Source organism: Mariniblastus fucicola, from assembly GCF_008087665.1.
GTDB classification, from domain to species: Bacteria; Planctomycetota; Planctomycetia; order Pirellulales; family Pirellulaceae; genus Mariniblastus; species Mariniblastus fucicola.
This window is the reverse complement of the sequence record NZ_CP042912.1, coordinates 5,132,191-5,156,673: the sequence shown is the minus strand read 5'-3', so window position 1 is coordinate 5,156,673 and position 24,483 is coordinate 5,132,191. Positions and strand designations below refer to the sequence as shown.

At 53.8% G+C, this 24,483-nt stretch carries 23 protein-coding genes; 11 read left to right on the top strand and 12 right to left on the bottom strand.

Annotated elements, in window-relative coordinates:
- Positions 1 to 4: 4 nt before the first annotated feature.
- Positions 5 to 319 (top strand): hypothetical protein, encoded by a 315-nt coding sequence (locus tag MFFC18_RS19265; RefSeq protein WP_075083449.1) that lies wholly within the window; start codon positions 5 to 7, stop codon positions 317 to 319.
- A gap of 51 nt (positions 320 to 370) precedes the next feature.
- Here the strand turns inward: MFFC18_RS19265 and MFFC18_RS19260 are convergent, their stop codons facing one another.
- The 4 genes from MFFC18_RS19260 to MFFC18_RS19245 all read right to left on the bottom strand — a co-directional run bounded on the left by MFFC18_RS19260 (position 371) and on the right by MFFC18_RS19245 (position 6,562).
- Positions 371 to 2,131 (bottom strand): ABC transporter permease, encoded by a 1,761-nt coding sequence (locus tag MFFC18_RS19260; protein ID WP_084416961.1) that lies wholly within the window; start codon positions 2,129 to 2,131, stop codon positions 371 to 373.
- 144 nt (positions 2,132 to 2,275) lie between these two features.
- Positions 2,276 to 4,054 carry a cytochrome c oxidase subunit I gene (locus MFFC18_RS19255; protein WP_075083448.1) on the bottom strand — a complete coding sequence of 593 codons (1,779 nt, stop codon included), beginning with the start codon at positions 4,052 to 4,054 and terminating at the stop codon, positions 2,276 to 2,278.
- A 243-nt stretch (positions 4,055 to 4,297) separates the two neighbouring features.
- Complete coding sequence (locus tag MFFC18_RS19250; protein ID WP_075083447.1) at positions 4,298 to 5,668, bottom strand: cytochrome c; 1,371 nt, start codon at positions 5,666 to 5,668, stop codon at positions 4,298 to 4,300.
- Positions 5,669 to 5,758: 90 nt separating this feature from the next.
- Positions 5,759 to 6,562, bottom strand: a complete 804-nt coding sequence (locus MFFC18_RS19245; RefSeq protein WP_075083446.1) for a carboxypeptidase regulatory-like domain-containing protein — start codon at positions 6,560 to 6,562, stop codon at positions 5,759 to 5,761.
- Positions 6,563 to 6,763: 201 nt separating this feature from the next.
- Between MFFC18_RS19245 and purD the strand changes: the two genes are divergently transcribed.
- Positions 6,764 to 8,062: a phosphoribosylamine--glycine ligase gene (purD, locus tag MFFC18_RS19240; protein ID WP_075083445.1), complete on the top strand. Its 1,299-nt coding sequence runs from the start codon at positions 6,764 to 6,766 to the stop codon at positions 8,060 to 8,062.
- Positions 8,063 to 8,214: 152 nt separating this feature from the next.
- Here purD and MFFC18_RS19235 read toward each other — a convergent pair whose 3' ends face one another.
- Positions 8,215 to 8,868 (bottom strand): PEP-CTERM sorting domain-containing protein, encoded by a 654-nt coding sequence (locus MFFC18_RS19235; RefSeq protein WP_075083444.1) that lies wholly within the window; start codon positions 8,866 to 8,868, stop codon positions 8,215 to 8,217.
- Between the two features lie 320 nt (positions 8,869 to 9,188).
- Between MFFC18_RS19235 and cysS the strand changes: the two genes are divergently transcribed.
- Positions 9,189 to 10,715: a cysteine--tRNA ligase gene (cysS, locus tag MFFC18_RS19230; protein WP_075083443.1), complete on the top strand. Its 1,527-nt coding sequence runs from the start codon at positions 9,189 to 9,191 to the stop codon at positions 10,713 to 10,715.
- Positions 10,716 to 10,784: 69 nt separating this feature from the next.
- Here cysS and dtd read toward each other — a convergent pair whose 3' ends face one another.
- The 4 genes from dtd to MFFC18_RS19210 form a co-directional block, all read right to left on the bottom strand.
- Entirely contained in the window at positions 10,785 to 11,234 is a 450-nt protein-coding gene (gene dtd / locus MFFC18_RS19225) for a D-aminoacyl-tRNA deacylase (protein ID WP_075083578.1), read from the bottom strand.
- A gap of 43 nt (positions 11,235 to 11,277) precedes the next feature.
- The gene (locus MFFC18_RS19220) at positions 11,278 to 12,339 is read right to left on the bottom strand and encodes a PD40 domain-containing protein (protein WP_075083442.1); all 1,062 of its coding nucleotides are present in this window, start codon (positions 12,337 to 12,339) and stop codon (positions 11,278 to 11,280) included.
- Between the two features lie 169 nt (positions 12,340 to 12,508).
- Positions 12,509 to 13,819 carry an OmpA/MotB family protein gene (locus MFFC18_RS19215; RefSeq protein WP_148618988.1) on the bottom strand — a complete coding sequence of 437 codons (1,311 nt, stop codon included), beginning with the start codon at positions 13,817 to 13,819 and terminating at the stop codon, positions 12,509 to 12,511.
- 133 nt (positions 13,820 to 13,952) lie between these two features.
- The gene (locus MFFC18_RS19210) at positions 13,953 to 14,423 is read right to left on the bottom strand and encodes a hypothetical protein (protein ID WP_075083440.1); all 471 of its coding nucleotides are present in this window, start codon (positions 14,421 to 14,423) and stop codon (positions 13,953 to 13,955) included.
- Between the two features lie 102 nt (positions 14,424 to 14,525).
- On the opposite strand from MFFC18_RS19210, the gene MFFC18_RS19205 reads away from it, so the two are divergent.
- Together MFFC18_RS19205 and MFFC18_RS19200 are read left to right on the top strand one after the other, a co-directional pair.
- Complete coding sequence (locus tag MFFC18_RS19205) at positions 14,526 to 14,960, top strand: hypothetical protein (protein WP_075083439.1); 435 nt, start codon at positions 14,526 to 14,528, stop codon at positions 14,958 to 14,960.
- 122 nt (positions 14,961 to 15,082) lie between these two features.
- Positions 15,083 to 15,466, top strand: a complete 384-nt coding sequence (locus MFFC18_RS19200; RefSeq protein ID WP_075083577.1) for a DUF1499 domain-containing protein — start codon at positions 15,083 to 15,085, stop codon at positions 15,464 to 15,466.
- Positions 15,467 to 15,680: 214 nt separating this feature from the next.
- Here MFFC18_RS19200 and MFFC18_RS19195 read toward each other — a convergent pair whose 3' ends face one another.
- Entirely contained in the window at positions 15,681 to 16,703 is a 1,023-nt protein-coding gene (locus MFFC18_RS19195; protein WP_148618987.1) for a transglutaminase-like domain-containing protein, read from the bottom strand.
- 67 nt (positions 16,704 to 16,770) lie between these two features.
- A complete protein-coding gene (locus MFFC18_RS19190; protein WP_202907513.1) occupies positions 16,771 to 17,247 on the bottom strand; it encodes an MOSC domain-containing protein in 477 nt (158 codons plus the stop codon).
- 109 nt (positions 17,248 to 17,356) lie between these two features.
- Here MFFC18_RS19190 and MFFC18_RS19185 point away from each other — a divergent pair, with 109 nt between their 5' ends.
- The 4 genes from MFFC18_RS19185 (at position 17,357) to MFFC18_RS19170 (ending at position 20,954) form a co-directional block, all read left to right on the top strand.
- Positions 17,357 to 18,289, top strand: coding sequence for a branched-chain amino acid transaminase (locus MFFC18_RS19185; protein WP_075083436.1), 933 nt, complete (start codon positions 17,357 to 17,359; stop codon positions 18,287 to 18,289).
- Entirely contained in the window at positions 18,289 to 18,564 is a 276-nt protein-coding gene (locus MFFC18_RS19180; protein ID WP_075083435.1) for a DUF1294 domain-containing protein, read from the top strand. The genes MFFC18_RS19185 and MFFC18_RS19180 overlap by 1 nt, the downstream gene beginning before the upstream one ends.
- Before the next feature lie 48 nt (positions 18,565 to 18,612).
- On the top strand, positions 18,613 to 19,254 hold the full coding sequence (locus MFFC18_RS19175) for an MBL fold metallo-hydrolase (protein WP_075083434.1): 642 nt from the start codon (positions 18,613 to 18,615) through the stop codon (positions 19,252 to 19,254).
- Positions 19,255 to 19,733: 479 nt separating this feature from the next.
- Complete coding sequence (locus MFFC18_RS19170; RefSeq protein ID WP_075083433.1) at positions 19,734 to 20,954, top strand: TMEM43 family protein; 1,221 nt, start codon at positions 19,734 to 19,736, stop codon at positions 20,952 to 20,954.
- A gap of 26 nt (positions 20,955 to 20,980) precedes the next feature.
- Here MFFC18_RS19170 and MFFC18_RS19165 read toward each other — a convergent pair whose 3' ends face one another.
- Positions 20,981 to 21,820, bottom strand: coding sequence for a cyclase family protein (locus MFFC18_RS19165; protein ID WP_084416958.1), 840 nt, complete (start codon positions 21,818 to 21,820; stop codon positions 20,981 to 20,983).
- 155 nt (positions 21,821 to 21,975) lie between these two features.
- On the opposite strand from MFFC18_RS19165, the gene MFFC18_RS19160 reads away from it, so the two are divergent.
- Both MFFC18_RS19160 and MFFC18_RS19155 read left to right on the top strand, forming a co-directional pair.
- On the top strand, positions 21,976 to 23,157 hold the full coding sequence (locus MFFC18_RS19160) for a YcxB family protein (protein ID WP_075083431.1): 1,182 nt from the start codon (positions 21,976 to 21,978) through the stop codon (positions 23,155 to 23,157).
- A gap of 80 nt (positions 23,158 to 23,237) precedes the next feature.
- Positions 23,238 to 24,482: an aminotransferase class V-fold PLP-dependent enzyme gene (locus MFFC18_RS19155; RefSeq protein ID WP_075083430.1), complete on the top strand. Its 1,245-nt coding sequence runs from the start codon at positions 23,238 to 23,240 to the stop codon at positions 24,480 to 24,482.
- Position 24,483 lies beyond the last annotated feature (1 nt).

Sequence of the window (24,483 nt, the reverse complement as noted above, 5' to 3'; positions counted from 1 at the left end):
TGGCATGGACCCGAATCCCTATCGATCGCCAGAAACTTCGTCGCAAGAGAATCGTAAAGAAAACGAGACTCTTTTCTCCAGCGGCATGATCTCGGCAATGTTGTGGAGCAACATTGGGCTGGTCGCTGCCTACTTGCTGTTTTTCGGATTCGACTGGATCTTTGTGAGCTGGATCTCTCCGAATGCTCGCCAAGTCAACATTGCGTGGTCGAAACTACTGTTCATTCTCGTCGGTGCAAACGTGATTATCTACTTCGCGTTCACCAACAAGTTCAACGGCACCTCGGGATCGAAAGCTGATTCTGACGGCGACGAGTAAACTCACATTGTCGTTCCTGCAAACCGCCAGCGATCGTTTGGCGTCGAACAACTACGCCAAGTCACGGTCTTCAAAGAACACCAGTGAAAGAAGCATCGCGACCGTCGAATAGAGCCCCGTGTACACCAACATTTCAGCGAGATACGCCAGCGGAACGGACGTATTCCTGCTGATTGCCGCCTGAATGTCAAAGTGGTCCAGGACCGGAAAGACCGTCGACACCAGTTGACCAAACACCACGACGGGTTCGAATTGAGCAACGGAAGACTGAACGATCATCGGCGTCAGGTGTCCAAGCACATAGATCGAGGCACAGATTAGAAAGTTCGCAAGGATGCCCATGCGAGTCGAAATGGCAACACTGATCGCGACGAAAATCACGATCTCCAGGAAGCACAGGAACAATCCCGGAGCAATATTGAAGGATTCCGTGAACGGCTGGGCCCAGTCCCTCAACTTGTTTGCCGCCTCTTGGCCATCATAAACTGGTTTGTAAGCGACCCAGATCATGAACCACAAGCCCAGCAGCAAAAACAGCAGCGCGACCGACATCGAGATCCCGGAAAACTTCCCGAGGATGAACTGCCGGCGACTAACGGGTTTGGAGAGCACGGTCAGCGCGGTCCGCCCCTCGATCTCTTCGGCGACTGACTTACTTGCGGCCCAAACCGCCGTGAAAATGGCCATCACACGCAAAAGGTTCAAACCTGAATCCTTGTACATCTTGATGTCTTCACCGAAGGTGTTGTACGGGATATAGATCGCGGTCACGATGAACGCTGCACCGACCAGAATGACCAGCAAAAACAGCGGCTGGGAGACTTCTGTCTTGAATGTCGACAGAGCGATGGCAGAGATTTTCGGCAAGGCGCTGGCTAACATCAGAGGCAGCAGGTACGTCAGCAGCACGATCGCCGCTACGATTGGAATGACAATCACCTCGCTGTAAAACGGACCGGTTCCGATGGTTACCGTTACCTGAGCAGGCTCGTCGCCAAGGTTGTTGATGTAGATCTCGTTGTACGTTTCATGCTTGAACATGCCCTGCCCGTCAGACCTCGGGCTGTACGATCGAAGTTCTTCTGAAGGGTCGACGCGAAGGATATACAGCAGGTCTCCGCGAATGGGCTCCGCCGCGACCTCGATCGGTTCTGTTGAATTAATACGAATTCCCTTGAGTTCCCGACCGTGAAAATTTACCGGAAACTGGTCGCCGGCGTGGTTCCTTTCGCTCGGCTCAATGGTCATGCTGTCCGTCACGCTGGTAGCAAACGGGAGTCGTGCCAGAGACTTCATCAACTCGACCGGTTCCTCGACAGGCTCGATCACTCCAAAGCCGTTGAACTTGGCCAGCGGGAATCCGATGACGAAAAAGATCGTGAACGCGATGCAGATTCGGTTCAGCCACTTCAGCAGGCCTTCATTGAACTGCGACGAAAACTCTCCCGCGAACTTTTTCGCAACCAGCGTCCAGGCGCCAAATCCAAACAGCGCGCAAACCGGCAGCATATAAAGCATCGGTTGTAGATCCCGGTTCAGATCGAAAGTGAACGCTTGGACCCAATACAGAAACGCCGCGTAGCAGCCGAGATAGACCAATGTCAGCACGATGCCGCCGACAATAAATGAGCCTCGTTTTGAGGCGACCGAATTGATGCCCGGGATTCTCTGCAGAATCGAAATCTTCAAATAGCTCAACAGTACCAGCAAAAACCCGAGCGTGATTCCAGCAGACAGAATCCAAACAGGCGTCAGCCAATAGGTAACGCGGATGTCTTGCGCCAGAATGAGGGGGAGGGAGTTCTCGATCATGAAGTTGGACCCACTACAGTGCGTTTGTGTGGGGAAATGCGTTGAAATGCTGGCCAAAACTTTCGATACGCACATTATGCTCGTAAAGTTCATTTCTTCAAAGTAGCCAGTCAAAAGTTCCTGACATATGGAGATTCCACCGGTCTAACTACTGGTTTCAGGCTCACTCTGGGGCCAAAAGTCCTGATCTCGATCAGGATGACCATATTCATACGGACCACGATAAACCAGCGGTTGAGTCTCAAAGTTTCCTCTCACCGGCGGGCTGGGCGTCGTCCATTCCAGGGAATTGCATCGCCACGGATTCGCTTCAGCTTTCTTGCCGAAAAACAGACTTCCCAGAAAGTTGGCCACAAAAATCAACTGGGTGGCTCCCAGCAGTATCGCCGACCAGGTGATGAACACGTTGAAGTCGCTCATGTTCTTGAATGGTTCAGCAGCCAAAGCCGAAGCTTGATGTGGTGGCAACGTCCCAGGCAGATGTGCCTGCTTGAGCAAATACATCGGCAAGAAGGTGCAGTTCAGAAGCAAGAACGTAAACAGAAAGTGAAGCTTTCCCAGTGTCAGATTCAGCTTCCGGCCGAACATCTTCGGGAACCAAAAGTAGATCGCCGCGAAAACACCCAGAATGCTGCTGCCGAAAAGCAGATAGTGCAGATCAGCGACGGCAAAGTTAGTGCCCCGATTCATGCCGATCTTGGGCACGGACATGATGACTCCGACGAAGCCGCCGACCATGATCATCAAGACGACGCCAATGCTGAATAGCATCGGATTCGACAGTTGCAATTGTCCGTTCCGCATCGTGGCGAACCAGTTGAAAGCTTTGATGCTGATCGCGATTACGATCAGTGTCGTCGGAACCACTAGAGACACCATCAGGCTTCCATTTGTTTCAACGGCGAACTGCTGATGAGCACAAACAGCCAAACCAAGTCCGGCGATCGCGATGATCGAGCAGACCATGGGGCGATATCCAAACAGCGGCTTTCGCGAAAAACACGCAATCATGTCGGAGACCATGCCGATCACCGGCAGGATCAGGATGTAAGCCGCGGGCCGCGAAACGGACCAGAACAAACGCCGCCACGGGATCGCTTGGGCGCTTCCGTCGACTGCGAACAGATCGTCTCCGGCCAGGTTCAGGCCAGTGAACCCTGTTCCGAACGTCAAGTCCGACAGCTGCATCATCAACGCGGCGATCAAGACCGGATACGCAATCGCTTGGAGGGTCGCCGAGATGAACAAACCCCAAACGGTCATCGGCAAGCGAATCATGTTCATGCCAGGCGACCGCATCTGCAAAACCGTTGTCAGGATGTTGATCGCACCGAGCATCGATGACGCGACGACGAACAGCAGCGACAGAATCCAAAGTTGCTGTGCAAACTTAATCGACTGCGATACGTCCGACAGTAAGCTCGACGGTGGAACCGTCCATTCCGCCGACAGTCCGTTGGCGTACAGTAGAAAGCAGAGAGTGAGGCAGCCAAACGCGGGCCACATCAACCAGTAGCCCAGCATGTTGAGCCGCGGAAATGCCATGTCGTCGGCGCCAGTCATCAGTGGAATCAGGAAGTTCCCAAACGCTCCGAAGAGAATCGGAATCATCACGAAGAAAACCATGATCGTGGCGTGCATCGAGAACAGAAGATCGTAAAACCGGGGTGACATCCGAACTCCGGTTTCACCATTGATGGCCGAACCCAGAATCGGAACGTCGCTCCACGGCCATGCCAGTTGCCAGCGGATGGCCAATGCAAACAGTCCTCCGATGGCGAACCAGATCAGCGACGAAAAGAGAAACCGTCGTCCAATGACTTTGTGGTCAGTCGCGAACACACAGGTTGTGAAAAACCTGACTGGCACGCTGCGGCGTTGACTTTCTGCACCCGGTAGTTGATTCGCAAGAGGATCGGCCATGTTGTCTGGATGGATCGTTTTCGCGATAAAGTTCTGTCGACCGTTACTGCCATTGCTTCTGCTCCGCCTCAGAATCGATGCGAAAGCATGGCTTCATCTTAACTTGTCTCTTGCTGCAAAGTTCACAACGCAGCACTGCAATTGCTGTGAGAGCCGCCGACGCGAAATATTCAAATCCAACCCCAAAGCAAATCGGTGACGGGAACGAAAGAGCTGTTCCGCTTCGTTCGCTTGGCAAGTCGGCTACTTTGTTTCTTGTGGCACGACTTGTTCGAACGGCAACGATTTCACATACGCCACCATCGCCCAAATCTCCTGATCGCTGAGCGTCGCGGCCGCCGGCATTGGAGTCCCTTCAATGCCATTCTTGATTCGCAAATACAAATCTTCTGGACGACCACCGCCGCGGTAGACGGGCAGCCGAAGGTTTCGCGGACGGATCGCGCGTGGCCTGAGTGCTCCTGCATCAAGAAAGTCCTGGTAGGTTGATTTGTCTGTCGGATCCACACCCGCTGACTTGATCCAGTCATTGGTCCAATCGTCGTAGCTTGTTTGCTGCCCGTCACCCATCGCAGTATCGCCGTGGCACTGCGCACAGTTGCCTTTGGCATAAAACAGTTCGCGTCCCAACTCAACGAGCTGCGAATGGTCCGGATGTGTCGTGCGAATCGATTCGGGAACAGGTGGAACTTCAGTCACCGCATCTTCGGTGTTGCTCCAACGCTTAAGCGGGCCTTCGAAATAAAGTTCGTTTAGCAGATAGTCGAGCTGTTCCTCAAACGCGCTACGTGATTCATCGGATTCCGCGACATCGTCGTCACGATCTGTTGAAGCATCCGTCGATTCGATCTTCGCCAGCGCCGCAACCAAATCCCCGTCTTCGGCATGACTCATGTCCAACAACGGCTTGCCTTCGGTGGAACTGAGCTCCGAGATCAACATCCGCTCCATCTGACCACGTATCGTCAAATATTTGACGTAGTCGATTAAAGCCTGAATTTCTTCATCCGGCAGCGTGCGAAACGAAGGCATCGCTGTGCCCGGAATGCCGTTTCGCAAAACCAGTTCCAAATCGTGATCGGTTGGAGAACGCCTCAGCGGAGTCGATTTGAACTTGAACTTGGACAATCGAAAATCTCTTGGATACGGATTTAAAAACGCTGCCGTCGCCCCTGCTCCATCGCCCGTGATGCCGTGGCATTGAGCGCAATGTTCGCGATAGAGACCGGAAATTGGTTTTCCATCCTGATCGCTGTGGACTCGTCCGGCGGCCCACTCAAGATTTTCGAAATCGATGAACTCATGTGCCGGATCTTCGTCGCCTTGGAGAAACGGAAACCTGGGCTGATCTGGTGTGCCAAACAGCGAAGAGAGAATGTTGCGGATTTCGTCGTCGTGCGAATCATCGAAGTGCTCGCCGTTGGCCAGCGAAGCTTTCTCTTGCTTGAGAATCTCAACTTCGTTCAGGTGAAAGGTCGGCGCGGGAGCTTTTTCGCATCCGCCGACGGCGACAAGAGCGACCGAAAAAATCAAGGTCGCGAAGATGGTATGAAGTTTGGCCAACACAGTCACGTTCGGGAAAGACGCTCGTACTCCAATATTGTTGGCCGACATAAGCGAATCGTCGAGGCTCCATATTGTCGCGGCAGTCCCCTCCCCGAAGCGAGGGGCCATGCACGACATGGACTCAAGCTCAGCGGACGACTACTTGAACGATTTGGAAGGCAGCTTCATTTCTCCAAGATCAGTCGTCTCGCCCGCAGTGACTTTGATCGTCGCGACGCCTCGTTTGGAGACTTCATGGTTTGAAATCGCCAGCGTCTTCAGATAGCCGACCTTCTTGTGCCAGAACTGGAATTCCCATTCGCCAGCCGGCAGGTTTTCGATCGTGAACTTGCCGTCGGCATCGGTGATTGCAACGTACGGGTTGTCGCGGATGAAGATAATACTGTCCATCCATTTGTGCAGGTCACAAGTCACGTTGCCTGGGCGTGAGTCCTCGACGTCGAACTTGACTTCAGCAGTTGAGTTTGCGGGAAGGTTCGGATTGTGTTCGTTGTTGAACGTCGTGATGTGGCAGTTGTGCCCCACCGGATCCGAGTTTTTCAGCACCAGTTTCTGGCCGGTGCGAACGAAAACCGCGTGTGGAACAAAGCGACAATTTACGTTGTCCAGAACCACAGGTTCCTTCTTCTTTTCCTCGTAGGACGGATGAACAGCATCCGTTTTTTTCTTTTTCAAGTACATCAGGACGTAGACGTCGCGGAGTCCCTTGTTCTCGGCGTTGACGACGATGTTGTCGTCCACGGGCAGTTTCCCATCGACCAGGCAGACGGGCTTGTCGGCGTGATCACCGACAGGTTCTTCTTCGGGGGCTTCCACGTCGCCGTCGACGGTAACGGTTCCCGAAAGATGTCCCCAATCCGACTTGGATTCCTGGGCCAACAATGTTTGGGGTAAAAGCACGGCGGCGGCCAGCAGGACGCCCATGGTCAATTTCAATTTCATCTCTGTTCTCTGCTAAAAGAAAGTAACACCAACACTATACCACAACGAGCCAATCGAGGCCGTGACAATCGTTTAGCATGGCCTTAGAATTTGCGGCGCCCGGTTTCGATTCGGATGTTCCATTTTGGTCGGCGCCGTTCTGGTTCCATGATTGGCTACAGTTAAATTAAACCCCGATCCTCCGCGGTCGGACTTCCTGAAATGAATATATTGATCGTCGGAAACGGCGGACGTGAACACGCGTTGGCCTGGAAAGTAGCTCAATCCCCCCGGGTCGAGCGGGTTTTCGTAGCTCCCGGAAATGCCGGCACGCAGCAAGACGCAGAGAATGTCGATATCGCTGCGACCGACATTCCTGCGCTGGTCAAGTTTGCCAAAGAGAACGATATCGCCTACACCGTCGCGGGCCCCGAAGTGCCACTTTGCGATGGGTTGGCAGATGCGTTCAAAGCCGCTGGCCTGTCGGTGTTCGGTCCTTCCAAAGAAGCCGCCGCACTCGAAGGCAGTAAATCCTTCTGCAAAAAAGTGATGCGCAACGCTGACGTGCCGACCGCTGACTTTCACGAGTTCCGGGACGCCGAAGGAGCCGAACGCTTCATCAATGAACGTTACTTTGAAACGCCCGAAGATGTGCCACTGGTAGTCAAAGCCGACGGTCTCGCTGCCGGCAAAGGCGCCATCGTGTGCTCGACGCGCGATGAAGCTTTGGAAGCGATCGACATCATCGCCAGGCAAAAGCAATTCGGTTCAGCAGGTGACAAGCTTATCATTGAAGATCGGCTCGAAGGTTTCGAGGCCAGCATCCTTGCAATTACCGATGGCAAAACGATTCTGACGTTGCCGCCGGCCGAAGATCACAAACGGGCTCTCGATGGTGACCTCGGCCCAAATACCGGAGGCATGGGAGCCTACTGTCCGACGCCGACCATCGATGACGAAACGTTGCGGTGGGTCGAGTCCAATGTTCTGGTGCCAACGGTACACGCGATGAAGCGTCAGCGGACTCCGTTTTTGGGCATCCTGTACGCGGGCTTGATGATGACGCCGCAGGGACCGAAAGTTCTGGAGTACAACGTTCGATTTGGCGATCCCGAATGTCAGCCGCTTCTGTTTCGGCTCAAGACAGATCTGGTCGACATCATTGAAGCGACCTGTGAAAGGCGTTTGTCGTCGATCGGTCCATTGGAATGGGACGACCGCCCCAGCGTTTGCGTTGTGATGGCTTCCGGCGGTTATCCGGGAAAATACGAAACGGGCAAAGTGATTCGCGGACTTGAAGAAGCTGCCAAAATTCCGGACGTGAAAGTCTTTCATGCAGGAACGAAGGTGGATAGCGAAGGCAACGTCGTCACCACTGGCGGCCGCGTGCTTGGAGTTACCGCGATGGGTGACTCGGTGGCGACTGCAAAACTGCAGGCCTACAAAGCGGTCAAATGCATCCGCTGGGACGGTGCCTGGTGCCGCAAAGACATTGCCGACAAAGCGATGACGGCTCGATAGCGTTACGCTGGACGCGATCGACGGGCGGCATTTTACAGGCAATGCTCTGCTGGCAATGCAGACCATTCGAATCTGCTCCGCGTTGCACTTGCGCACAAAAAAAGCCGGTGAATGATCACCGGCTCGTTTCTGTTTTTAGTTCGCTTGATCGCTTACTTTCGGCGACGTCGCAGAACTCCAACGCCGGCCACGATTGCCAGGATCGCAGCGCTGCCAGGTTCCGGTACAGCGTTGACGAAAATCTGCGTGCTGCCAAATCCGACTGCGGGCGTCTCTCCATCCGCAAAGAACAGTGCCGGGTTGGTGACTGGTGCCTCACCCGTACGAAGCTGCAGTGTTGTAAGCGAATTAATTGCTCCGGCATCAAAGCTAAGTGTTGCAAGTTCGAGTTGGTACTCGTTTGGCGAAATCATCATCCCTGACACGCCTTGGCCGCTTGTTTCTGAAGTCTCAAACGAGACCACTGACCCGCTGTCAAAAACTTGTACGAAATCAGGATCGGACTGAAGGAAATCTGAATTGAAAGTGATTGACCCAAACGTTGATCCACTGGCTCCACCGGTGAATGACGAATAGTCAACGCCCAAGCCAAATGCGAACAATCCGTCGGTCCCGCCGCCTGCCAAGCGGGCGGTTTCGCCGTCAGCGATTTCTTCGGTAAGAATCAGCGTTACGTCGACTGAATCGCCTGGCGAAACGTCGTAGCGCGTCTGGTCGTATCCAAGCGAATACGTTTGTGCAAACCCTTGTGAGCAGCAAGCCACAAGTGCGACTATGGCAAGCGAGAAAACGTTGCGAACATTCATGGTGATACAGAATCAGTTGTAGGAAAGAATCGTGGGTGGCGAGACCCGGATAGTAATTGCCCTGGTCGCGCCTGTCACCCAATGTTAAATGCGACGCTAATAAGTGAGCGAAAAAAACGAAAAAAATTGGCTCGCCCACGGATGTACAGTCTACGTGATTGATATTTTCCGCATATTCCGCAAGGACAGTTCGTTTTCTGGCCGGGTTTCATTGCTCTCGCGGAGCTCTCGAATTCCGATCTTTTGCCAAGCGGTATCGAGGAAAAACGGCTGAAATGATACCGTTTAGCACTTCGCAACCTCACAGCAATCACAGCACCATGAAATTTCAGTTCTACAACTCGCTCACGAATTCAACCGAAGAGTTCAAGTCGCTTGAGCCCAATAAGGTTCGCATGTATTCCTGCGGCCCGACGGTCTATGACTTTGCCCACATCGGCAACTTTCGATCGTTCCTGTTTGGCGATTTGCTGCGACGATCCCTGGAACTCGGCGGCTATGAAGTTGACCACGTGATGAACATCACGGACGTCGGCCATATGGTCGAGGGCGAAGAAGACCGAATGAAAAAGGCCGGCGATCGCGTCAAAGAAAACAAGAAATCCGGTCGCGTTGCCGAAGGCGAAATCGACGATCCCAACGATCCTTGGCAGATCGCAGATTACTACACCAACGCCTTCATGGATGACAGTCGCAAGCTGGGCTACAAGATTGCGTTCGAGTATCCGGAGAAAGTGCCGCGGGCGACCCAGCACATCGATGGCATGATCGACATGATCCAACGATTGCTCGAACGAGGCCACGCTTACATTGCCGGCGACGCGGTTTACTTCAGCACCGAGAGCTTTCCAGATTATGGCAAGCTCAGCGGCAACACGATGAGCGAACTGCAAAGTGGAGCCGGCGGTCGCGTTTCAGCTTCGAATCAGTCATCGAAAAAACATCCGGCTGACTTTCTGCTCTGGAAAGCCGATGAAGCACACATCATGAAATGGGAGTCGCCTTGGGGAGTCGGCTATCCCGGTTGGCATATCGAATGCAGCGTGATGGCGTCGAAGTTGCTCGGCAGCGACGTGATCGACATCCACACCGGTGGCGAAGACCTGATTTTTCCACACCACGAATGCGAGATCGCGCAGAGCTGCGGATGCAGCGGCAAGGATTCGTTCGCAAATTTCTGGATCCACGCCCGATTCCTGTTTGTCGAAGGCGAAAAGATGTCCAAGTCGTTGGGTAATTTTTACACCGCGCGCGACGTTTTCGAAGGCAAGGTCAAAGACAAGGACGGGAATCCCATGGGGAAACCTGTCCATCCGGCAGTGTTGCGTTTTGAGCTGATCAAAGCCCACTATCGCACCAATATGAACTTTACGGCGAAGGGCCTGGTCGATTCTGCGAGTACGATCCAGCGGCTGATGAAGTTCCGCGCCGAGCTTGAATCGAAAACGGGTGGCGAAACGGCAGAAGTCGATTTAAACCATCCGGTGCTGGGCGCGTTTGCTGCGGCTTTGGGCGATGACCTGAACATTGCGGAAGCACTTGGAGTCATGCATCCTTGGGTTCGCGGCGACCATCCCGATCCACAGGAATCGTTGGCGGTCTGGAAAGCGATGAACAGTGTGCTGCAACTTGCTCCGCTCAACGAAGGCATGGATGGCGATCAGGCGACGGGCTCAGATGATGGCGGCGGTGACGACCAGGCCGAGCAGTGGCGGGTTGCGATGGTGGCGGCTCGCAAGGACAAAGACTACGCGGCATCCGACGAGTACCGCGACAAGTTGCTTGAAGCGGGCTATGAGGTTGAGATCAGCAAGGACGACGTAACGATACGCAAAAAGCTGGCTTAGCCCTCGTGGGGCGTGGCATCAACATTGCGTGGCAATTCGGCCTCACGCCAAAACATGCTGCAAAGCAGATCAAAATGTCTTTTTGCTGTCCAGCAAGATTGTGACTGGTCCGTCGTTGAGTAGATGGACTTTCATGTCGGCGCCGAAAATGCCCGTTTGCACTTTTAGCCCCGATGCCCGCGCGGCCTCAACAAATCGCAAATAGGTTGGCTCGGCAATCGATGGATCTTCCGCCGCAGTAAACGCTGGCCGTCTGCCTTTGCGGACGTCGCCCAGCAGTGTGAATTGGCTGATGACCAGCAACTCCGCGCCAACCTGAGTCGCCGAAAGGTTCATCTTGCCGTCGTCATCTTCAAAGATTCTCAGCCCGAGAGTTTTGCCGAGCACGTAGTCAAAGTCAGACTTTCCGTCGCCCTTTTCTACGCCCAACAGCACCAGCAAGCCCTTGCCGATGGAGCCGATGGTTTCGCCATTCACATCGACTTGGGATTTGCTGACTCTCTGAATAACCGCTCGCATGAAAACTTCCGTGTCAATGAATGCGCTGAAAAACACTGACCGATCAGAAAATCGGGGTCTCACTGAGGACTTCACCCTCGGGAGAAATTTTGATGATACGCCACGCGCTGGTGCCGCCGTAAATCGTTCCGTCGGCGCCAAACGCAAAGCCGTAGAAGTACTCAGGGAATCCCGGCAGTCGTGGGTGGTCGAAACTGATCGACGTCTTCTTGTCGATGTCCATCACCATGCCGGTCGCCAGTCCACCAGAGGCCAGCGTCTTTCCGTCGGGCGAAACACCGATGCCGTAGTTGTAACTGGTCCCGGTGCGGAACAGTTTGATGTCACCGTCCGGCGATAGGGTCGCACAGCGGTTTCGGTAGACAATAAACGTCGCTACGTGATCCTTGATCAAGCAGACGTTGTTTCCCGAATCGCTGTAGAACGAAGAGTATCGATTGGTTTCTTTCAGTTCCCCATCGAGCCACAACACGTCGGCGATTCGGCCGTCATGTTTTTGCTCAAACTCATCACGTTCCATCCCCTCAAGCTCTTTTGGAGTCTTTTCTTTGGCTTCCGATTCATCGGTGCGTGCGCGGCTGATCACAATGACTTGCGAAGCGTCTTCGTTGGTCCCGATCGCATACCCATCCATCTCGAATGACGTCTCACACTTCTTCTCACCGGTCGACAAATCGTAAACTGCGACCGGGGTGAACCGTTTGCTGTCCCGGTACTTCGTCCCGTGCATCACCACCATTTCGTTCGTCTTGGACGCGATTGCGATGTCGTAAGTCTTTTTAATTTCGGCTTTACGTTTCCATGTTGCGGTGTCGTAGATCGTTATCACTTTGTCAGACGAGAAAATGACCAACGAACTTCCATCGGATGAGAAAAAGGCCTCGTAAGGCACGATGTTCAGATAGATCCGTTTGTTGACCGTCAGATCGTCCGGATTGCAAACGTACATCACGCGGTTGTAACCGGCGGCGACAAGCGTTTTGCCGTCCGGAGAAACGGCGAGCGCCCCAAGGGCAGATTTCGTTTGGGCGTGTGACGAAGTTGCGAGTGAAATCGTCAGCAGTAATAGGCAAACAGCAGGCAGCAAAATCTTTTTCATGGTCATCCCAGATTCTCAAAAAGTTCTCATACGTCCCTAAATGGGATCGTAACTGAATGCAATCAGGATGCAATCGGCGAGGGATTCAGGACACTCAATCCGAACTTTTTTTGGAAGTCTTTGGCCGCAGAGATCTGGCCAATACGGGAATTCAGAGCAAAACGGGCTGTTTTGCCTATGAACCGTCGTAGCTTTCCGGGTAGATCACCAACTCGATGCGTCGATTGGGGCTGACACCGCCAACATTCTGCTGTCGGTGCCGCGGACGGTTGCTGGCCATCGCCATTGTAAACAGTTGGCGGGACGGCAATCCAAGACGCACAAGTTCATCGAACACGGCAAGCGATTGCGTCGCGGTCAGCTGATGATCGGTCGTGCCGGGCGGGCTGAGCGGCGTACCGTCCCAGTGGGCTTCGATACCAACGATCTGTTTCGGGAACGACTGGCGAATCGTCGAGGCGATGTTCTGCAGCAACGGAAGTTGAGCCGCCTGGATTCGGTAGCTGCCGCTGGTGAAAAGGCGGTCAGTCGGGAACTCGATGCGAATGATATCCCCGTCCATGCGAGCGTTGCCGCCGGGGATGTTGATCGAGTTCAGTTTTTGCATCAGGCCATTGTTGGCCCGAATCGTTGCCGATCCAGGAGTCGAACTGAAGCTTGAATTTTGAAACGTGCCGGAGTTGTTTTGAAAGTTACTGTTCTGGAACGGGTTGTTACCGTTGCCCTGCCAGTTGGGGCCTTGCTGTTGGCTCTGAGCCAGCAATCGATCCTGGTCGGCGACACGTTGTTGCAGCTGTTGTATCTGCTGTTTCATGCTGGCGAATTGTTGCTGCTCGATCTTTTGCTGGTTGCCGGTTTGCAGCACGCGGTCAGAAGTGTCGGCCAGCTGTTGCTTTAGAGTTTGGTTGTACTGATTCGCAAGCTCAAGTTTCTGTTTCAGCGTCGCGACTTCCGTGTTGAGCAATTGATTGTCCGCGTCGTAGGCGCCGATTTGCTGGCTAATTCGATCGTACTCACGAGCCATTCCCGGTTGCCCAAGTTGACCGACTCCGGCGGGGTTGGCGGCAACGGATCCTGTCGCGTTCGGCAATTGCCATGTGCCGCTGCTGGGTGAGAACTGGCCGAAGGGCGAGCTTGGAGTGAAAGCTCCCGGTGTTGCCGCAGCGCCTGTGTTGTTGGCGAAACTGCCGAATGGATTATTGAACGAAGAACGATTGAAGGACGAATTGGAATTGAACGTCGACTGGTTCCCCATTCCAAACAGCCCGCCGCTGGTTCGCGATTGAGGCTGGCAGCCCGTTAAAGCCATCAGCAAAATTGCGCATAGCGAAACAATCTGTCTGGCGAGATTCCAATGAGTTGTCTCTTTCGTCATTCCGTCATCCATGATCGGATCGTCCGCGATCGGTGAATGGCCAACTGCCTGTTCACCGCGGCGAAGATTAGCAACCGTGCCGACCTGCGTAAACAGCACTGCTTTAGCCAAAACTTGAACTTGAGAAGAAAAATTCCGCTAGCAGTTAAGCCGATGACCGACCGATCGTTGACGGACCGCGTCCCGTTTTGTTTCGTGACCAATGGAGGCTTAAAGTTGCTGCCAAACCCGGTTTGCGAAAAAGCTACTCGCCGGTTGCGTCGGATTCCCAGTGCTGGATGACGTCTGCTTCTTCGTTGAGCAACACGACCAGGGGGTTGAGAGGCGTTCCATTGTCAGTGACGCCGTTGCAAATTTCGGAAGAGCTCAACCAGACCAAATCTGCGTTGCCATCGATCTGCTCAATGGCAGATTTCCGATAGAGTTCGACATTGTAAAACGCACAGGCAACACTAACCGGTTCCAGTTGACCCGGCAGTGTGGCTTCGAGGTTGATGTTCAGTTGAGCCATGTTCGAAACAATGAAGTCTCGCTTGCGATCGATATCGAGTTCCCAGGCAACCTCGCGGATGATCGATTCGCGCCACGATTCTTTTTCGAGGCGATGTGCGATGACGAAGTCAATTTGATTGTTGGCTCGATCGAATTTGCCCAGCCAGTGGATTCTTCTGTCCATCTTTCGGATCAGAGCGACGCCAATTTCCATTTTGTCCATGAGCTCGTCGGGTTAAAACGCTTTCGGAGAAACGGTTGGATAGGGAGCGTCCTTAGTTAGACCGTAAACTAAAACCGATTCCAACCGGCTAGAATAGCTTTCATGGCAGACCTAATTCGAAATCGAGTCACTGAGCGAGACATCGGTGACTGGCTGAAGCAAAACGGGTTTGAGACCGGTTCCACCGTGATTGAGTCGGTGGAACTACACGCGATCAAGCGACCTGGCTGGGAGCAGCTGTTCCGTTTTACGGGGCGCGTCCGGCCGCAAGCTTCCCCGACGAATAAATCTCCTCAACAGACTCCGGTCTGGGGGATCGCGATTGATGATGAACGCAAACCGACTGGTCACCAGACCAAAGTCATTTTGTGTGACTCTGAGGCTGAGCAGAAAGAGCAGCTTGCCGTTTTGTCGGCCGATATGATGACCGCGAGAAGTCGTCAGGGGCGTCGTCGCGACATCTGGTCTCTGCTTGGAATGGCGTTATTCTGTGTGGCAATTCTGTTCGCAATCGGTTTGGTAAAAAGACTTTTATGAATGACGTCGCGGGAGAGCCCCGGGTTCCCAAAGGGTTGCCGAGGAGAAGTTTTGTTCAGCGAGTCGTTCGCAAAATCGTAGTATTGAGTTTGATCTTTTTGGCTGGACTGATTGTTTTATCGATGACTGCAGCACGACCTTCGCATCTTGGGCTTCACGGCGGAAAACTCGCGGCAGTACCCGATTCGCCGAATTGCGTTTCGTCGATGACTGATCAGGAACCATTTTTCATGGAGCCGATCGATGTCACTGGTGTTGATCAGCCGTTGGAAAAACTGAAGCAGAAGATTGCGGCCGAAATTCCCCGTTCAGAATTGATCACGGAGGACGGCAACTACCTGCATTTCGAAGTCAAAAGCTTGGTGTTTCGATTCGTCGACGACACTGAGTTTTTGCTGGACGAAGCCGAAGAAGTCATCCACTTTCGCAGCGCGTCGCGGGTTGGATACTCCGACATGGGAGCCAACCGAAAGCGGGTGGAGAAAATTCGCTCGGCGATGAACTAGGCACTGTTTGGTGAATGTGAGCGGCGAGGCGCTAGCCGCCGTTCCGTGGCGCTTTTAACGGCGGCTGGGGCCTTGCCGCTCATGTTTGGCTGCGTTGACGAAATGAAAATCAATTTGCCAAACAGTGCCAGGCATCGACGTGGCGTTGCCATGGCTCCGCTAAAGTGGAATCGCCGGCGTTGGATTCTTTCAGCGTACCGCGACAGCTTACTTACTACGTCCCCGTAGTGTCGATGTCCTCGTAGCGGAACTCTTTGCGGAATTTGTTGTGCGGCTTGCCGTCCACTTCAGCGTAAGGATATGCCAGATAGTTGATCGGTCCGGCAGCAGGAGCAGGTTGCAGTTCCAGATCGCGACCAACCGAAAAAGTGACACGATCGGCTGTCAGGTTGCCGAAGTAATACTCTTCCATGTCAGGATTCTTGTCGGCTTCCGAGATATCAATCGGGACCCATTTGTTGTCCGACAGAAATTTGGCCCAGCAGTGATAGCCGCCGACTTTCCCGGCCCCACGTTCTTCCGGGATTGGAAACCCGATTTCGAATCGCGAAGGAATCTTCAGATTCAACGCCGCGGAAATGAACAGGCTGTGAAAGTCCGTGCAATTTCCGTAGCACTTTTCAAACGCGAATTGCGAATCGCCCTGCCCCCATCCGGGCTTGTCCGCAGGCTTGTCATACTTCATCCGCTTGTTGACGCCGAAGTACAACTGGCGGGCGACCTCGATCGTTTCGTCGCCGATTTTCGAATCTTCAATCAAGGCTTTGCGAAGCGTCTCGTCGTTGGGAACTTTTGCAGACGCCTGCAGCCATTTTTCGTTGCTTTGCGGAACGTGTTCGCGATTGAGTTCCGTGAGTTCGCGGCGGATGACGCGATAGCTGACTTCCAACGGGACTTCGCCCTTCTCATTGGCGACGGCCTCGAAATAGATAATCGAGTTGCCAAATTTCTCTTCCTTGGTCTCCTTGAACTCGCCAGGCAAAGTCACGGACTCAAGGTCAACATCCTGTTCGTGATTGCTGGTCGCCATCGGAATCCAGACCCGAACCTTGGCCCCCGGTTCCAAGTCTGTCAGCGACGCGCCGTAGACAAACCGAAAAGCCCGTGACTTGATCGTCGAATCATCCGAAGCAACCGCGTCGGGGTTGAATTCCGGTGTAGGCCCCTGAGCGACTACCAGTCCAGGCAAAATCAGGGTGATCAGCAGAAGGAAAAAAGATGTCTTGGTGTTGTTCATGATCTGTATTCTGAAGTCGTCGGAAGTTGGGTGGTCGACGCGAAAATTGAATTCTGCGCAGCCGGGATTATTCGACAAGCAGTTTGACTTCGTCGCCAACCGAGATCTTACCCGCGGTCACGACGCTCGCCGTCAGCCCACCGTGGCCTCGCATCGCATTGTAGCCACCGGGACCGAGGGCGACTTCCATTTTTGAACACGGCGGGCAATTGCCGGTCCCAAGAAGAACGACTTCTCCGATCGAAAATTTCTTTTCTTTAAGCGACTGCAGGTTGATCCCGGAAACCAGCAGGTTGCGACGAAGCGTTTCCGGCAAAATTTCATCGCAGCCCATGATCGACTCGATGGCGGAAAAATGTTCTTTTTGAATGAGCGTGACCTGTCGTTTGGCGCCTGCTTTTCCGGCAAAGCGGTCGCCGACGAGCCCGTTTTCGAGGCAAACTTCCACGCTCTGCAGCGAATTCATTGGTTCTTCGCGACCCGGGCGAACCCCGATCCAATCCAGCGATCCGACTTGGGGAATCGTGTCCAACAGTTCTTTCATTTCCAGACTCATCGCGATTGTGCTCCCGCAACTCGATCGTGCCACCGTTTGAATGAAACGTAAATCAGCCGTATCTTAACGATACCCAGCCACATATTTCAGGTGCCAAATGAACAAAAGCAAATCAATCTGGATGAACGGTCAGCTGATCCCCTGGGACAGTGCCAACGTTCACGTCATGTCGCACGCCCTGCATTACGGGACCAGTATTTTCGAAGGTGTGCGAAGCTACAAAACTAAAGACGGACGGGCGATCTTTCGGCTTGACGCGCACATGAAACGCTTCTGCGAATCGGCCAAAATGTATCGCATTCCTTTGGAGCAAACGCAGGAAGAGCTGATGCAAGGGTGCCGGGATACGATCGCCGACAACAATTTGTACAACGCTTACATTCGCCCGTTGACTTTTTATGGTGCGGGTTCTCTGGGTGTCGTCCCCAGCGCGGACGTCCCTGTGGAGACGATCATTGTGGCCTTCGAGTGGGGCAACTATCTGGGCGAAGAAGGAATGACGAAGGGGATCGACGTTTGTGTTTCGTCCTGGAGCCGAACCACGAGTGCTTCGATTCCCGTTTTGGCGAAAGCCGGCGGGCACTATCTCAATGCGATGCTGATCGGTGGCGAAGCCCGTCGTCATGGCTACGTTGAGGGCATTAGCGTGACCGATAAAGGCACGATCAGCGAAGGTTCTGCTGAAAACGTTTTTCTGATCCGTGATGGCGTAATCTACACGCCGCCGTTGGCATCCGCGATTCTTGGCGGGATCACACGTGCCTCGGTGATGACACTGGCCAAAACGATGGGGCTTGAAGTCGTTGAGCAGGCGTTGCCGCGTGAGTTGATGTACACGGCTGACGAAATGTTTCTGACCGGAACGGCCGCAGAAGTGACTCCTGTCCGCAGCGTTGATGGAATCGAGGTCGGCTGCGGAAGTCGAGGACCGATCACGGAGAAGCTCCAATCCGCCTTCTTCGGTTTGTTTGACGGTTCGACCGAAGATCAATGGGGCTGGCTGGACGCCGTTCCCGTTGCTGTTTCGTGATGCAAGTTCTCTACTACCTGATCGCGATGCTGGTTTTGAGCGCCGCGAGTTTTGTGCTGTACGGTTGGGACAAACGTCAGGCCAAAAACGATGGCTGGCGTGTGCCTGAACGAAACTTGCATGTCCTGTCGTTGCTGGGCGGATGGCCGGGCGCGCTGATGGGACAAAAGTACTTTCGCCACAAAACGCAAAAGCAGTCTTTCCAGATCACGTACTGGTTTACCGTCGTTGCCAACCTTGGCATGGTGATCGTGGCCTGGTTTCAGCTTCTGTGATTTCGCTCCGGCCGCTTTCTTTTTCACTCCACTTCCGATTGCAATCCTATGCTCAAAGTTCAAGTCGTCCCGGTCACTGAATATCAGCAAAACTGTTCGATCATTTTTGATGACAAAACGCTGACCGGAATCGTGCTCGACCCCGGCGGCGAGCCAGAAAAGATTGCGGGCGAAGTTGAGCGACTGGGCGTGAGAGTCGAAGCGATCTGGCTGACGCACGGCCATCTTGATCACGCAGGCGGCGCCGAAGGATTGAAGAAGTTGCTGGGCGTCGAGATCGTGGGTCCTCATCAGGACGACAAAATGTTGTTGGACAATATCGAAATGGTCGCTGCCAACTATGGCTTGAGCGGCATGTTCAACGCGTCGCCAGACCGATGGCTTTCCGAAGGCGACGTGCTTTCGGTTGGCGAACATCAATTCGAAGTGCTGCATACGCCAGGGCACGCACCGGGCCATGTGGTTTTCGTGAACCGCGAATCGAAGCTGACGCTGATGGGCGACGTCCTGTTTCAAGGTTCCATCGGACGGACCGACTTGCCCGGCGGAGACCATCAGAAGCTGATGAACAGCATTGCAGAAAAGATTCTTCCGCTGGGCGACGACATGCAATTTATCAACGGCCACTCGCCGCCGTCGACGATTGGAAATGAGAAAGCCACCAATCCGTTTCTGCAGGATCTCGGCTAGAGGAATTCGGCGGGCTTCCATCTCTTTCGTTTGCCTACATTTTGAATCTTTGGCGAACGAGCGATCTCGGCGGAAAAAGCCTCGCTCATTCGCTTGCACTTCTTTGTGCTCGTATTGTCTGGTGCCCCTGCCGCATGTTCCTACGAGTTCGTCGGGATACGCTTGTGAACGCTGAATCACAGCCTGGGGAGCGTAGGCTATCAGCCTGTGTTTGCGGCGTTTTCGCTGCGAATAAGTGAATTTTCACGGCTCTTTTGACCAAAACGTCCGATTTCCGATGCGTTTCGGTTCGGAGCGTCAGGTTGTCATTTCCAGCTGAAAATTCGGTACGATGGGATCATCCGGTGGCGATGCGGCTTCTTTGAGTCCTGCCTCCAGATTGGCTCGCGTTTTTTTCCGGCGCATGCCGATTCAAAAGCCACGTTTTGAAACGATAGCCAGTAACACAGCTTCCTTCCAACGATTGCACAGAATTTGCCATGGCTGACACATTCACCACAACGACACGAACCGGATTTTTTTCGCGAATCAAGAACGCCATCTTTGGCACGCTAATGGGCCTCGTCCTTGTTCCGGCTTCGATCGGATTGCTCTCGTGGAATGAGTACCGCACGATCCATCGGACTCACGGTCTCAATGAGGGCGCCGGACTTGTGCAAAGCGTTGCCGACCCGGCAGTCGCGTCTCCATCTCTCGGCGGAACACTGATTCACCTCAACGGCAAAGCTGACACGCAAGAAAGACTTCGCGACGAAGACTTCGGGATTGAAGAACAGGCGATTCGATTGACTCGCAAAGTGCAAATGTTCCAGTGGGTCGAGGATGAAAAAACTGAGAAACGTGGCAACAAGAAAACGAAGACTTACACTTATCGACAGAGTTGGGTTTCGGGGCGGGAAAACAGCGCAAGCTTCAAGCGTCGCAATGGTCACGAAAACCCGTTGCCGAAGTTTGGGAAAGAAGAACTTGAGGCCAAACGGGTTAACCTTGGAGCCTACCTGCTTAACAAGAGTCTGACGGGCAGCATCCATTCCGGCGAAACGATTGAGTGGACCGACGAGTTGATTGCCGCATTGCCGGAAGACATTCTCGTTAATGCTTCGACAGATGGCGAGTATTTGTATTGGTCCGAAAAAGGCAAACCAAGTCCGGAAGTTCCGATGTTGGGTGACCAGCGAATTTCGTTCAACATTGTTCGACCGACTCGTGTGAGTCTCGTTTCGGCGGTGAACGAAAATGAGCCAGAGCAACTCAGGCCATATTCGACGACCAATGGCGAAGAGCTTGAGCGGCTCTATGTGGGCGACTTCAGTGCGGCCGAAGTGTTTGACAAAATGCAGGGCGAGAACACCATGTGGGCCTGGATTCTGCGTGCCGGCGGATTCTTTGCCAGCTTCATCGGATTCACCATGATCTTTGGTGTGTTGAGTGCGTTTACCGATTCGATTCCGCTGGTTGGATCGATGACTCGCGGCATCATCAGCTTTGTCGCGTTCCTGATGGCAATCGTTTTAACGACTCTCACGATCGCCTTCGCGTGGGTCGCCGTTCGACCGCTGTTCGCGATTCCATTGATCATCGTCGGAGTTGCCGCTGCCGTGATGGCGTGGCGCTCGTCGCGAAAAAAATCGGATACTCCGGCGTCCGTCTACGCAACCGAAGCACCAGTCGTTTTGGGCGCGGAAGACGTCGTGCGATAGCCCGTTGATTGCAGCGTCTCGTTAAATCAATGCGCCGGGTAGATCACGGCGCGAGATGGTGCTGCGTCCGAAACAACCGGAGAGCACTGCAGGTTCAGCAAGTACAGCCCGTCGTTCAGTTCCGCGCCGATCGTGACCATCTCCGTGATCGTCTTGTGCAGCCAACTGTCCTTTGTCGCCACCGACTCATGCTCCGGCACGTTCCAGAAAATGTGATGTGACGTCAAATGCCCGTCGTCGTTGAGCCGGTCGACCGAAGGAAGGTCCAACAGCAGGTGATCGACGCCCGACTTCACAACCGCTTGCATCGCTTCGACGGAAAGGAACGGAGTCTCGGGGCCGCTGTTGAAATCATAAAGCTGGTCATCGGTCCGCAGAATCAAGGCGTCGACTTTGCCAACATCGATTGCCTGCAAAGCTTTCTCGATGCCCTGCCCCGAAACAATTCGATCCGTGTCGCCAAAGTTCGGCCGATACGTGTCGTTTGAGTCGATCGCTTTGACGGGCGCGACTGAAATCAGCGCTGCGGTGAAAAATTTCTTTGGGCAAAAATCGCTGACGACCGGAACCGAATGTTCCTGCTCTTTCGAAAGCACCTGCCAGGGGTACTTCAGGATATGTGCCACGGTCTCGGTATGTGTTCCGTGGCAATGCGGAATCCAGTCCAGTCGATCCACATTGCACGAACCACCCTTTTCGACGGCTCCCACAAATCCGCCCGACGAAAACGGAGCACGTGAGGCTTTGGGGACGAACGCCGGGTCCATTTCGGGCCCGTTGAGGAAACGAACAACGCGCGAAATGTCGTGGCCCTGCGACATGTCGACTTCGAACGTACGGGATTGATGCGTGAATGTAATCTTCATTTCTAATCGCTCGATGGACGCGGGGGTATAATTAGCAGGATGGAGCTTAAGCCGGGCGCCGTCAAGCTATTTTCCGTCCGATGATCTGCGAAACGAGTGCGAGAAGCCATGTCGTCGCCCAGTGCTGCTCTGTTCCCGGAACCAAATTGGCCTGCATGAATTTTCAATTCGAATACAACGAAGAAGAGCGGAAGCGGGTTGACCGGCTCAACACGTCACGAGTCGTCGGGCCGTGGATGTTTGCCGTTCTCTGGTGCTGCTGTTTTATTCCGACTGCGTTTTGCCTGATCTGGTTGCAAATGTGGTCGGTTGTCGTCGCCGGAACGGTTTTGGTTTTGATGGCCAGTTTCGTACCGGCATTTTCGAGGCTGAGAGGAACGACGCGGCACGAATTTCCTCGTTCGATCGAAGTGACGCCAGTCGGCAAACGCGAAAAGTGTGGCGACACGACGACTTTCGTCAAATGGAATTCAATCGATGAAGTCATCGAGACGAAACATGACTTTCTGTTTTCACGCAACCAGCGATTTTCGTTGCTGCCAAAGCGAGTCGTCGAAGAAGCCCGGTGTCAGTCGCTTCGAGATCAAATTGCGGCGTGGCGCAACCATCCCGCAGAATCGACTGAACCGATTGACATGTATCGACGACTGCTCGAGCCAGCCAACTCGCAGAATTCGCAATCGTGGCAATTCGAACTGACTCGCGAAGATCTGCTCGTCGCCGCGAAGTCCACTTCAATTCGACCGATCCACGACCCCACGTTCAGCTTCAAGGACGTGGAGTCAGTCAATCGAACAGGACATTGGTACGCGGTTTTGATCTTCGCGGTTATTTTTATCGTCGCCGTCGTCTTGTTGTTCGCTTCACTGCCGCCGAACCGGTTGGATTGGCCCTCGATGTTGGTGTTTATCTGCCTTAATCCTTTCGTACTGCTCTTTGTGGTCGGATTCTGGATTCGCCGACAGCGGATCACTGGCGTGCCGCGTTTCCGGCCCGAGACTTATCGAGTGCGCCTGTTCGAAGGTGGTTGGGCGATCGGAAATGAAGATCTGGCTGCATTCAACGGTTGGAACGAGCGATCCAGATTTTATGTGGCGCCCGAATTCATCGGAATCCGCACCGACCTGGCTTTGATTCATGTGATGCCGATCCGGGGGTTCGGCAACAAGGACGGCGTGTGGCAGTTCCTCGATCGGGCCATTCGGTTGAAAAAGAACTGGCTGGATCGTAAATCGAACGACGAAACGGATACCCAAATCACAAATGACGTTGATAATGGAGAAGAACCTGACCAGCCCGTGAACCCGTATCGGTCTCCTTCGGTCAAGTCACGGTGAGGTTTCAAATTATTCAAACCTGAATCGCCTCGAATCGCAACAAATCGTCCTGAATCGCAAGCGAGTGAGTCAACTCATTTATGACATCTGCCATTGAAAAAGAATTCGACGTCGCATCGATCCGCAAGGACTTTCCGATTCTCCAGCAGACGATCCATCGTCAGAAGCCCTTGATCTATTTCGACAGCGGGGCTTCTTCGCAGCGACCGAATTCCGTTATCGACGCGATGGACGAATGCTACCGAACGACTTACGCGAACGTGCATCGCGGCATTCACTGGTTGAGCGAACAGGCTTCGGATCAGTATGAGCAAGCTCGTCAGCGGATCAAGCGTTTCATTAATGCACCGGAAGACGCGGAAGTCATCTTTACCGCTGGCACGACTGCGTCGCTGAACCTGGTTGCGCGTTCCTGGGGCGACGCGAACGTCAAAGAAGGCGACGAAATCCTGCTGACGATTTTCGAGCACCATTCCAATATCGTGCCTTGGCAACAGTTGGCCCGGCGAACCGGCGCGGTGGTCAAGTTTGCGCCAATCGATGCCTCCGGCAACCTCGACATGAACGCCCTTGAGTCCATGATTGGTCCGAGAACGAAGGCTGTCTCGGTCGCGGCGATTTCGAACGTGCTGGGAACGATCGTGGACGTTCCAAAAGTCGCGCAGTTGGCTCACGCCGCCGGCGCGATTCTGGTTGTCGACGCGGCGCAGTCAGTTCCTCATGAGCCTACCGATGTGCAAGCCTGGGACGCGGACTTCGTGGCTTTCTCAGGACACAAAATGATGGGGCCGTCGGGGATTGGAATCCTGTGGGGGAATAGAGCACTGCTCGAATCCATTCCAGCGTTTCACGGCGGTGGCAGTATGATCAGCGACTGCACGATCGACGGCTTCACGCCTGGTGAGCTGCCTGCAAAATTCGAAGCGGGAACTCCGCCGATCGTCGAGGCGATTGGTTTGGGCGCGGCCGTTGAGTACCTCGAAGGCCTCGGTCTGGCTGCGATTTCGGCTCACGAGGCCACACTGACGAAGCTCGCGTATGACCGGCTTCAGGCAATCGAAGGTCTGACAATTCTCGGACCATCCGCGGACGATCGCAGCGGCTTGGTAAGCTTTGTGATCGAAGGAGTTTCACCGCAAGATGTTTCAGTTTTGCTGGATCAAAAAGGCATTGCAATTCGTGCCGGGCACCACTGTGCGATGCCGCTGCATGATTATCTGGGGTTAAAATCCAGCTGTCGGGCGAGCTTTTATCTGTACAACACCGAGGACGAGGTGACGGAGTTTTTCGACGTGTTGCAGAAAGTCGTAACGCGATTGCGTTGAC

Excerpts from the sequence above, each read along its gene's own strand:
- MFFC18_RS19265 (WP_075083449.1), top strand. The coding sequence starts at position 5 with ATGGACCCGAATCCCTATCGATCGCCAGAAACTTCGTCGCAAGAGAAT.
- MFFC18_RS19260 (WP_084416961.1), bottom strand. The coding sequence starts at position 2,131 with ATGATCGAGAACTCCCTCCCCCTCATTCTGGCGCAAGACATCCGCGTT.
- MFFC18_RS19255 (WP_075083448.1), bottom strand. The coding sequence starts at position 4,054 with ATGGCCGATCCTCTTGCGAATCAACTACCGGGTGCAGAAAGTCAACGC.
- MFFC18_RS19250 (WP_075083447.1), bottom strand. The coding sequence starts at position 5,668 with ATGTCGGCCAACAATATTGGAGTACGAGCGTCTTTCCCGAACGTGACT.
- MFFC18_RS19245 (WP_075083446.1), bottom strand. The coding sequence starts at position 6,562 with ATGAAATTGAAATTGACCATGGGCGTCCTGCTGGCCGCCGCCGTGCTT.
- purD (WP_075083445.1), top strand. The coding sequence starts at position 6,764 with ATGAATATATTGATCGTCGGAAACGGCGGACGTGAACACGCGTTGGCC.
- MFFC18_RS19235 (WP_075083444.1), bottom strand. The coding sequence starts at position 8,868 with ATGAATGTTCGCAACGTTTTCTCGCTTGCCATAGTCGCACTTGTGGCT.
- cysS (WP_075083443.1), top strand. The coding sequence starts at position 9,189 with ATGAAATTTCAGTTCTACAACTCGCTCACGAATTCAACCGAAGAGTTC.
- dtd (WP_075083578.1), bottom strand. The coding sequence starts at position 11,234 with ATGCGAGCGGTTATTCAGAGAGTCAGCAAATCCCAAGTCGATGTGAAT.
- MFFC18_RS19220 (WP_075083442.1), bottom strand. The coding sequence starts at position 12,339 with ATGACCATGAAAAAGATTTTGCTGCCTGCTGTTTGCCTATTACTGCTG.
- MFFC18_RS19210 (WP_075083440.1), bottom strand. The coding sequence starts at position 14,423 with ATGGACAAAATGGAAATTGGCGTCGCTCTGATCCGAAAGATGGACAGA.
- MFFC18_RS19205 (WP_075083439.1), top strand. The coding sequence starts at position 14,526 with ATGGCAGACCTAATTCGAAATCGAGTCACTGAGCGAGACATCGGTGAC.
- MFFC18_RS19200 (WP_075083577.1), top strand. The coding sequence starts at position 15,083 with ATGACTGCAGCACGACCTTCGCATCTTGGGCTTCACGGCGGAAAACTC.
- MFFC18_RS19195 (WP_148618987.1), bottom strand. The coding sequence starts at position 16,703 with ATGAACAACACCAAGACATCTTTTTTCCTTCTGCTGATCACCCTGATT.
- MFFC18_RS19190 (WP_202907513.1), bottom strand. The coding sequence starts at position 17,247 with ATGAAAGAACTGTTGGACACGATTCCCCAAGTCGGATCGCTGGATTGG.
- MFFC18_RS19185 (WP_075083436.1), top strand. The coding sequence starts at position 17,357 with ATGAACAAAAGCAAATCAATCTGGATGAACGGTCAGCTGATCCCCTGG.
- MFFC18_RS19180 (WP_075083435.1), top strand. The coding sequence starts at position 18,289 with ATGCAAGTTCTCTACTACCTGATCGCGATGCTGGTTTTGAGCGCCGCG.
- MFFC18_RS19175 (WP_075083434.1), top strand. The coding sequence starts at position 18,613 with ATGCTCAAAGTTCAAGTCGTCCCGGTCACTGAATATCAGCAAAACTGT.
- MFFC18_RS19170 (WP_075083433.1), top strand. The coding sequence starts at position 19,734 with ATGGCTGACACATTCACCACAACGACACGAACCGGATTTTTTTCGCGA.
- MFFC18_RS19165 (WP_084416958.1), bottom strand. The coding sequence starts at position 21,820 with ATGAAGATTACATTCACGCATCAATCCCGTACGTTCGAAGTCGACATG.
- MFFC18_RS19160 (WP_075083431.1), top strand. The coding sequence starts at position 21,976 with ATGAATTTTCAATTCGAATACAACGAAGAAGAGCGGAAGCGGGTTGAC.
- MFFC18_RS19155 (WP_075083430.1), top strand. The coding sequence starts at position 23,238 with ATGACATCTGCCATTGAAAAAGAATTCGACGTCGCATCGATCCGCAAG.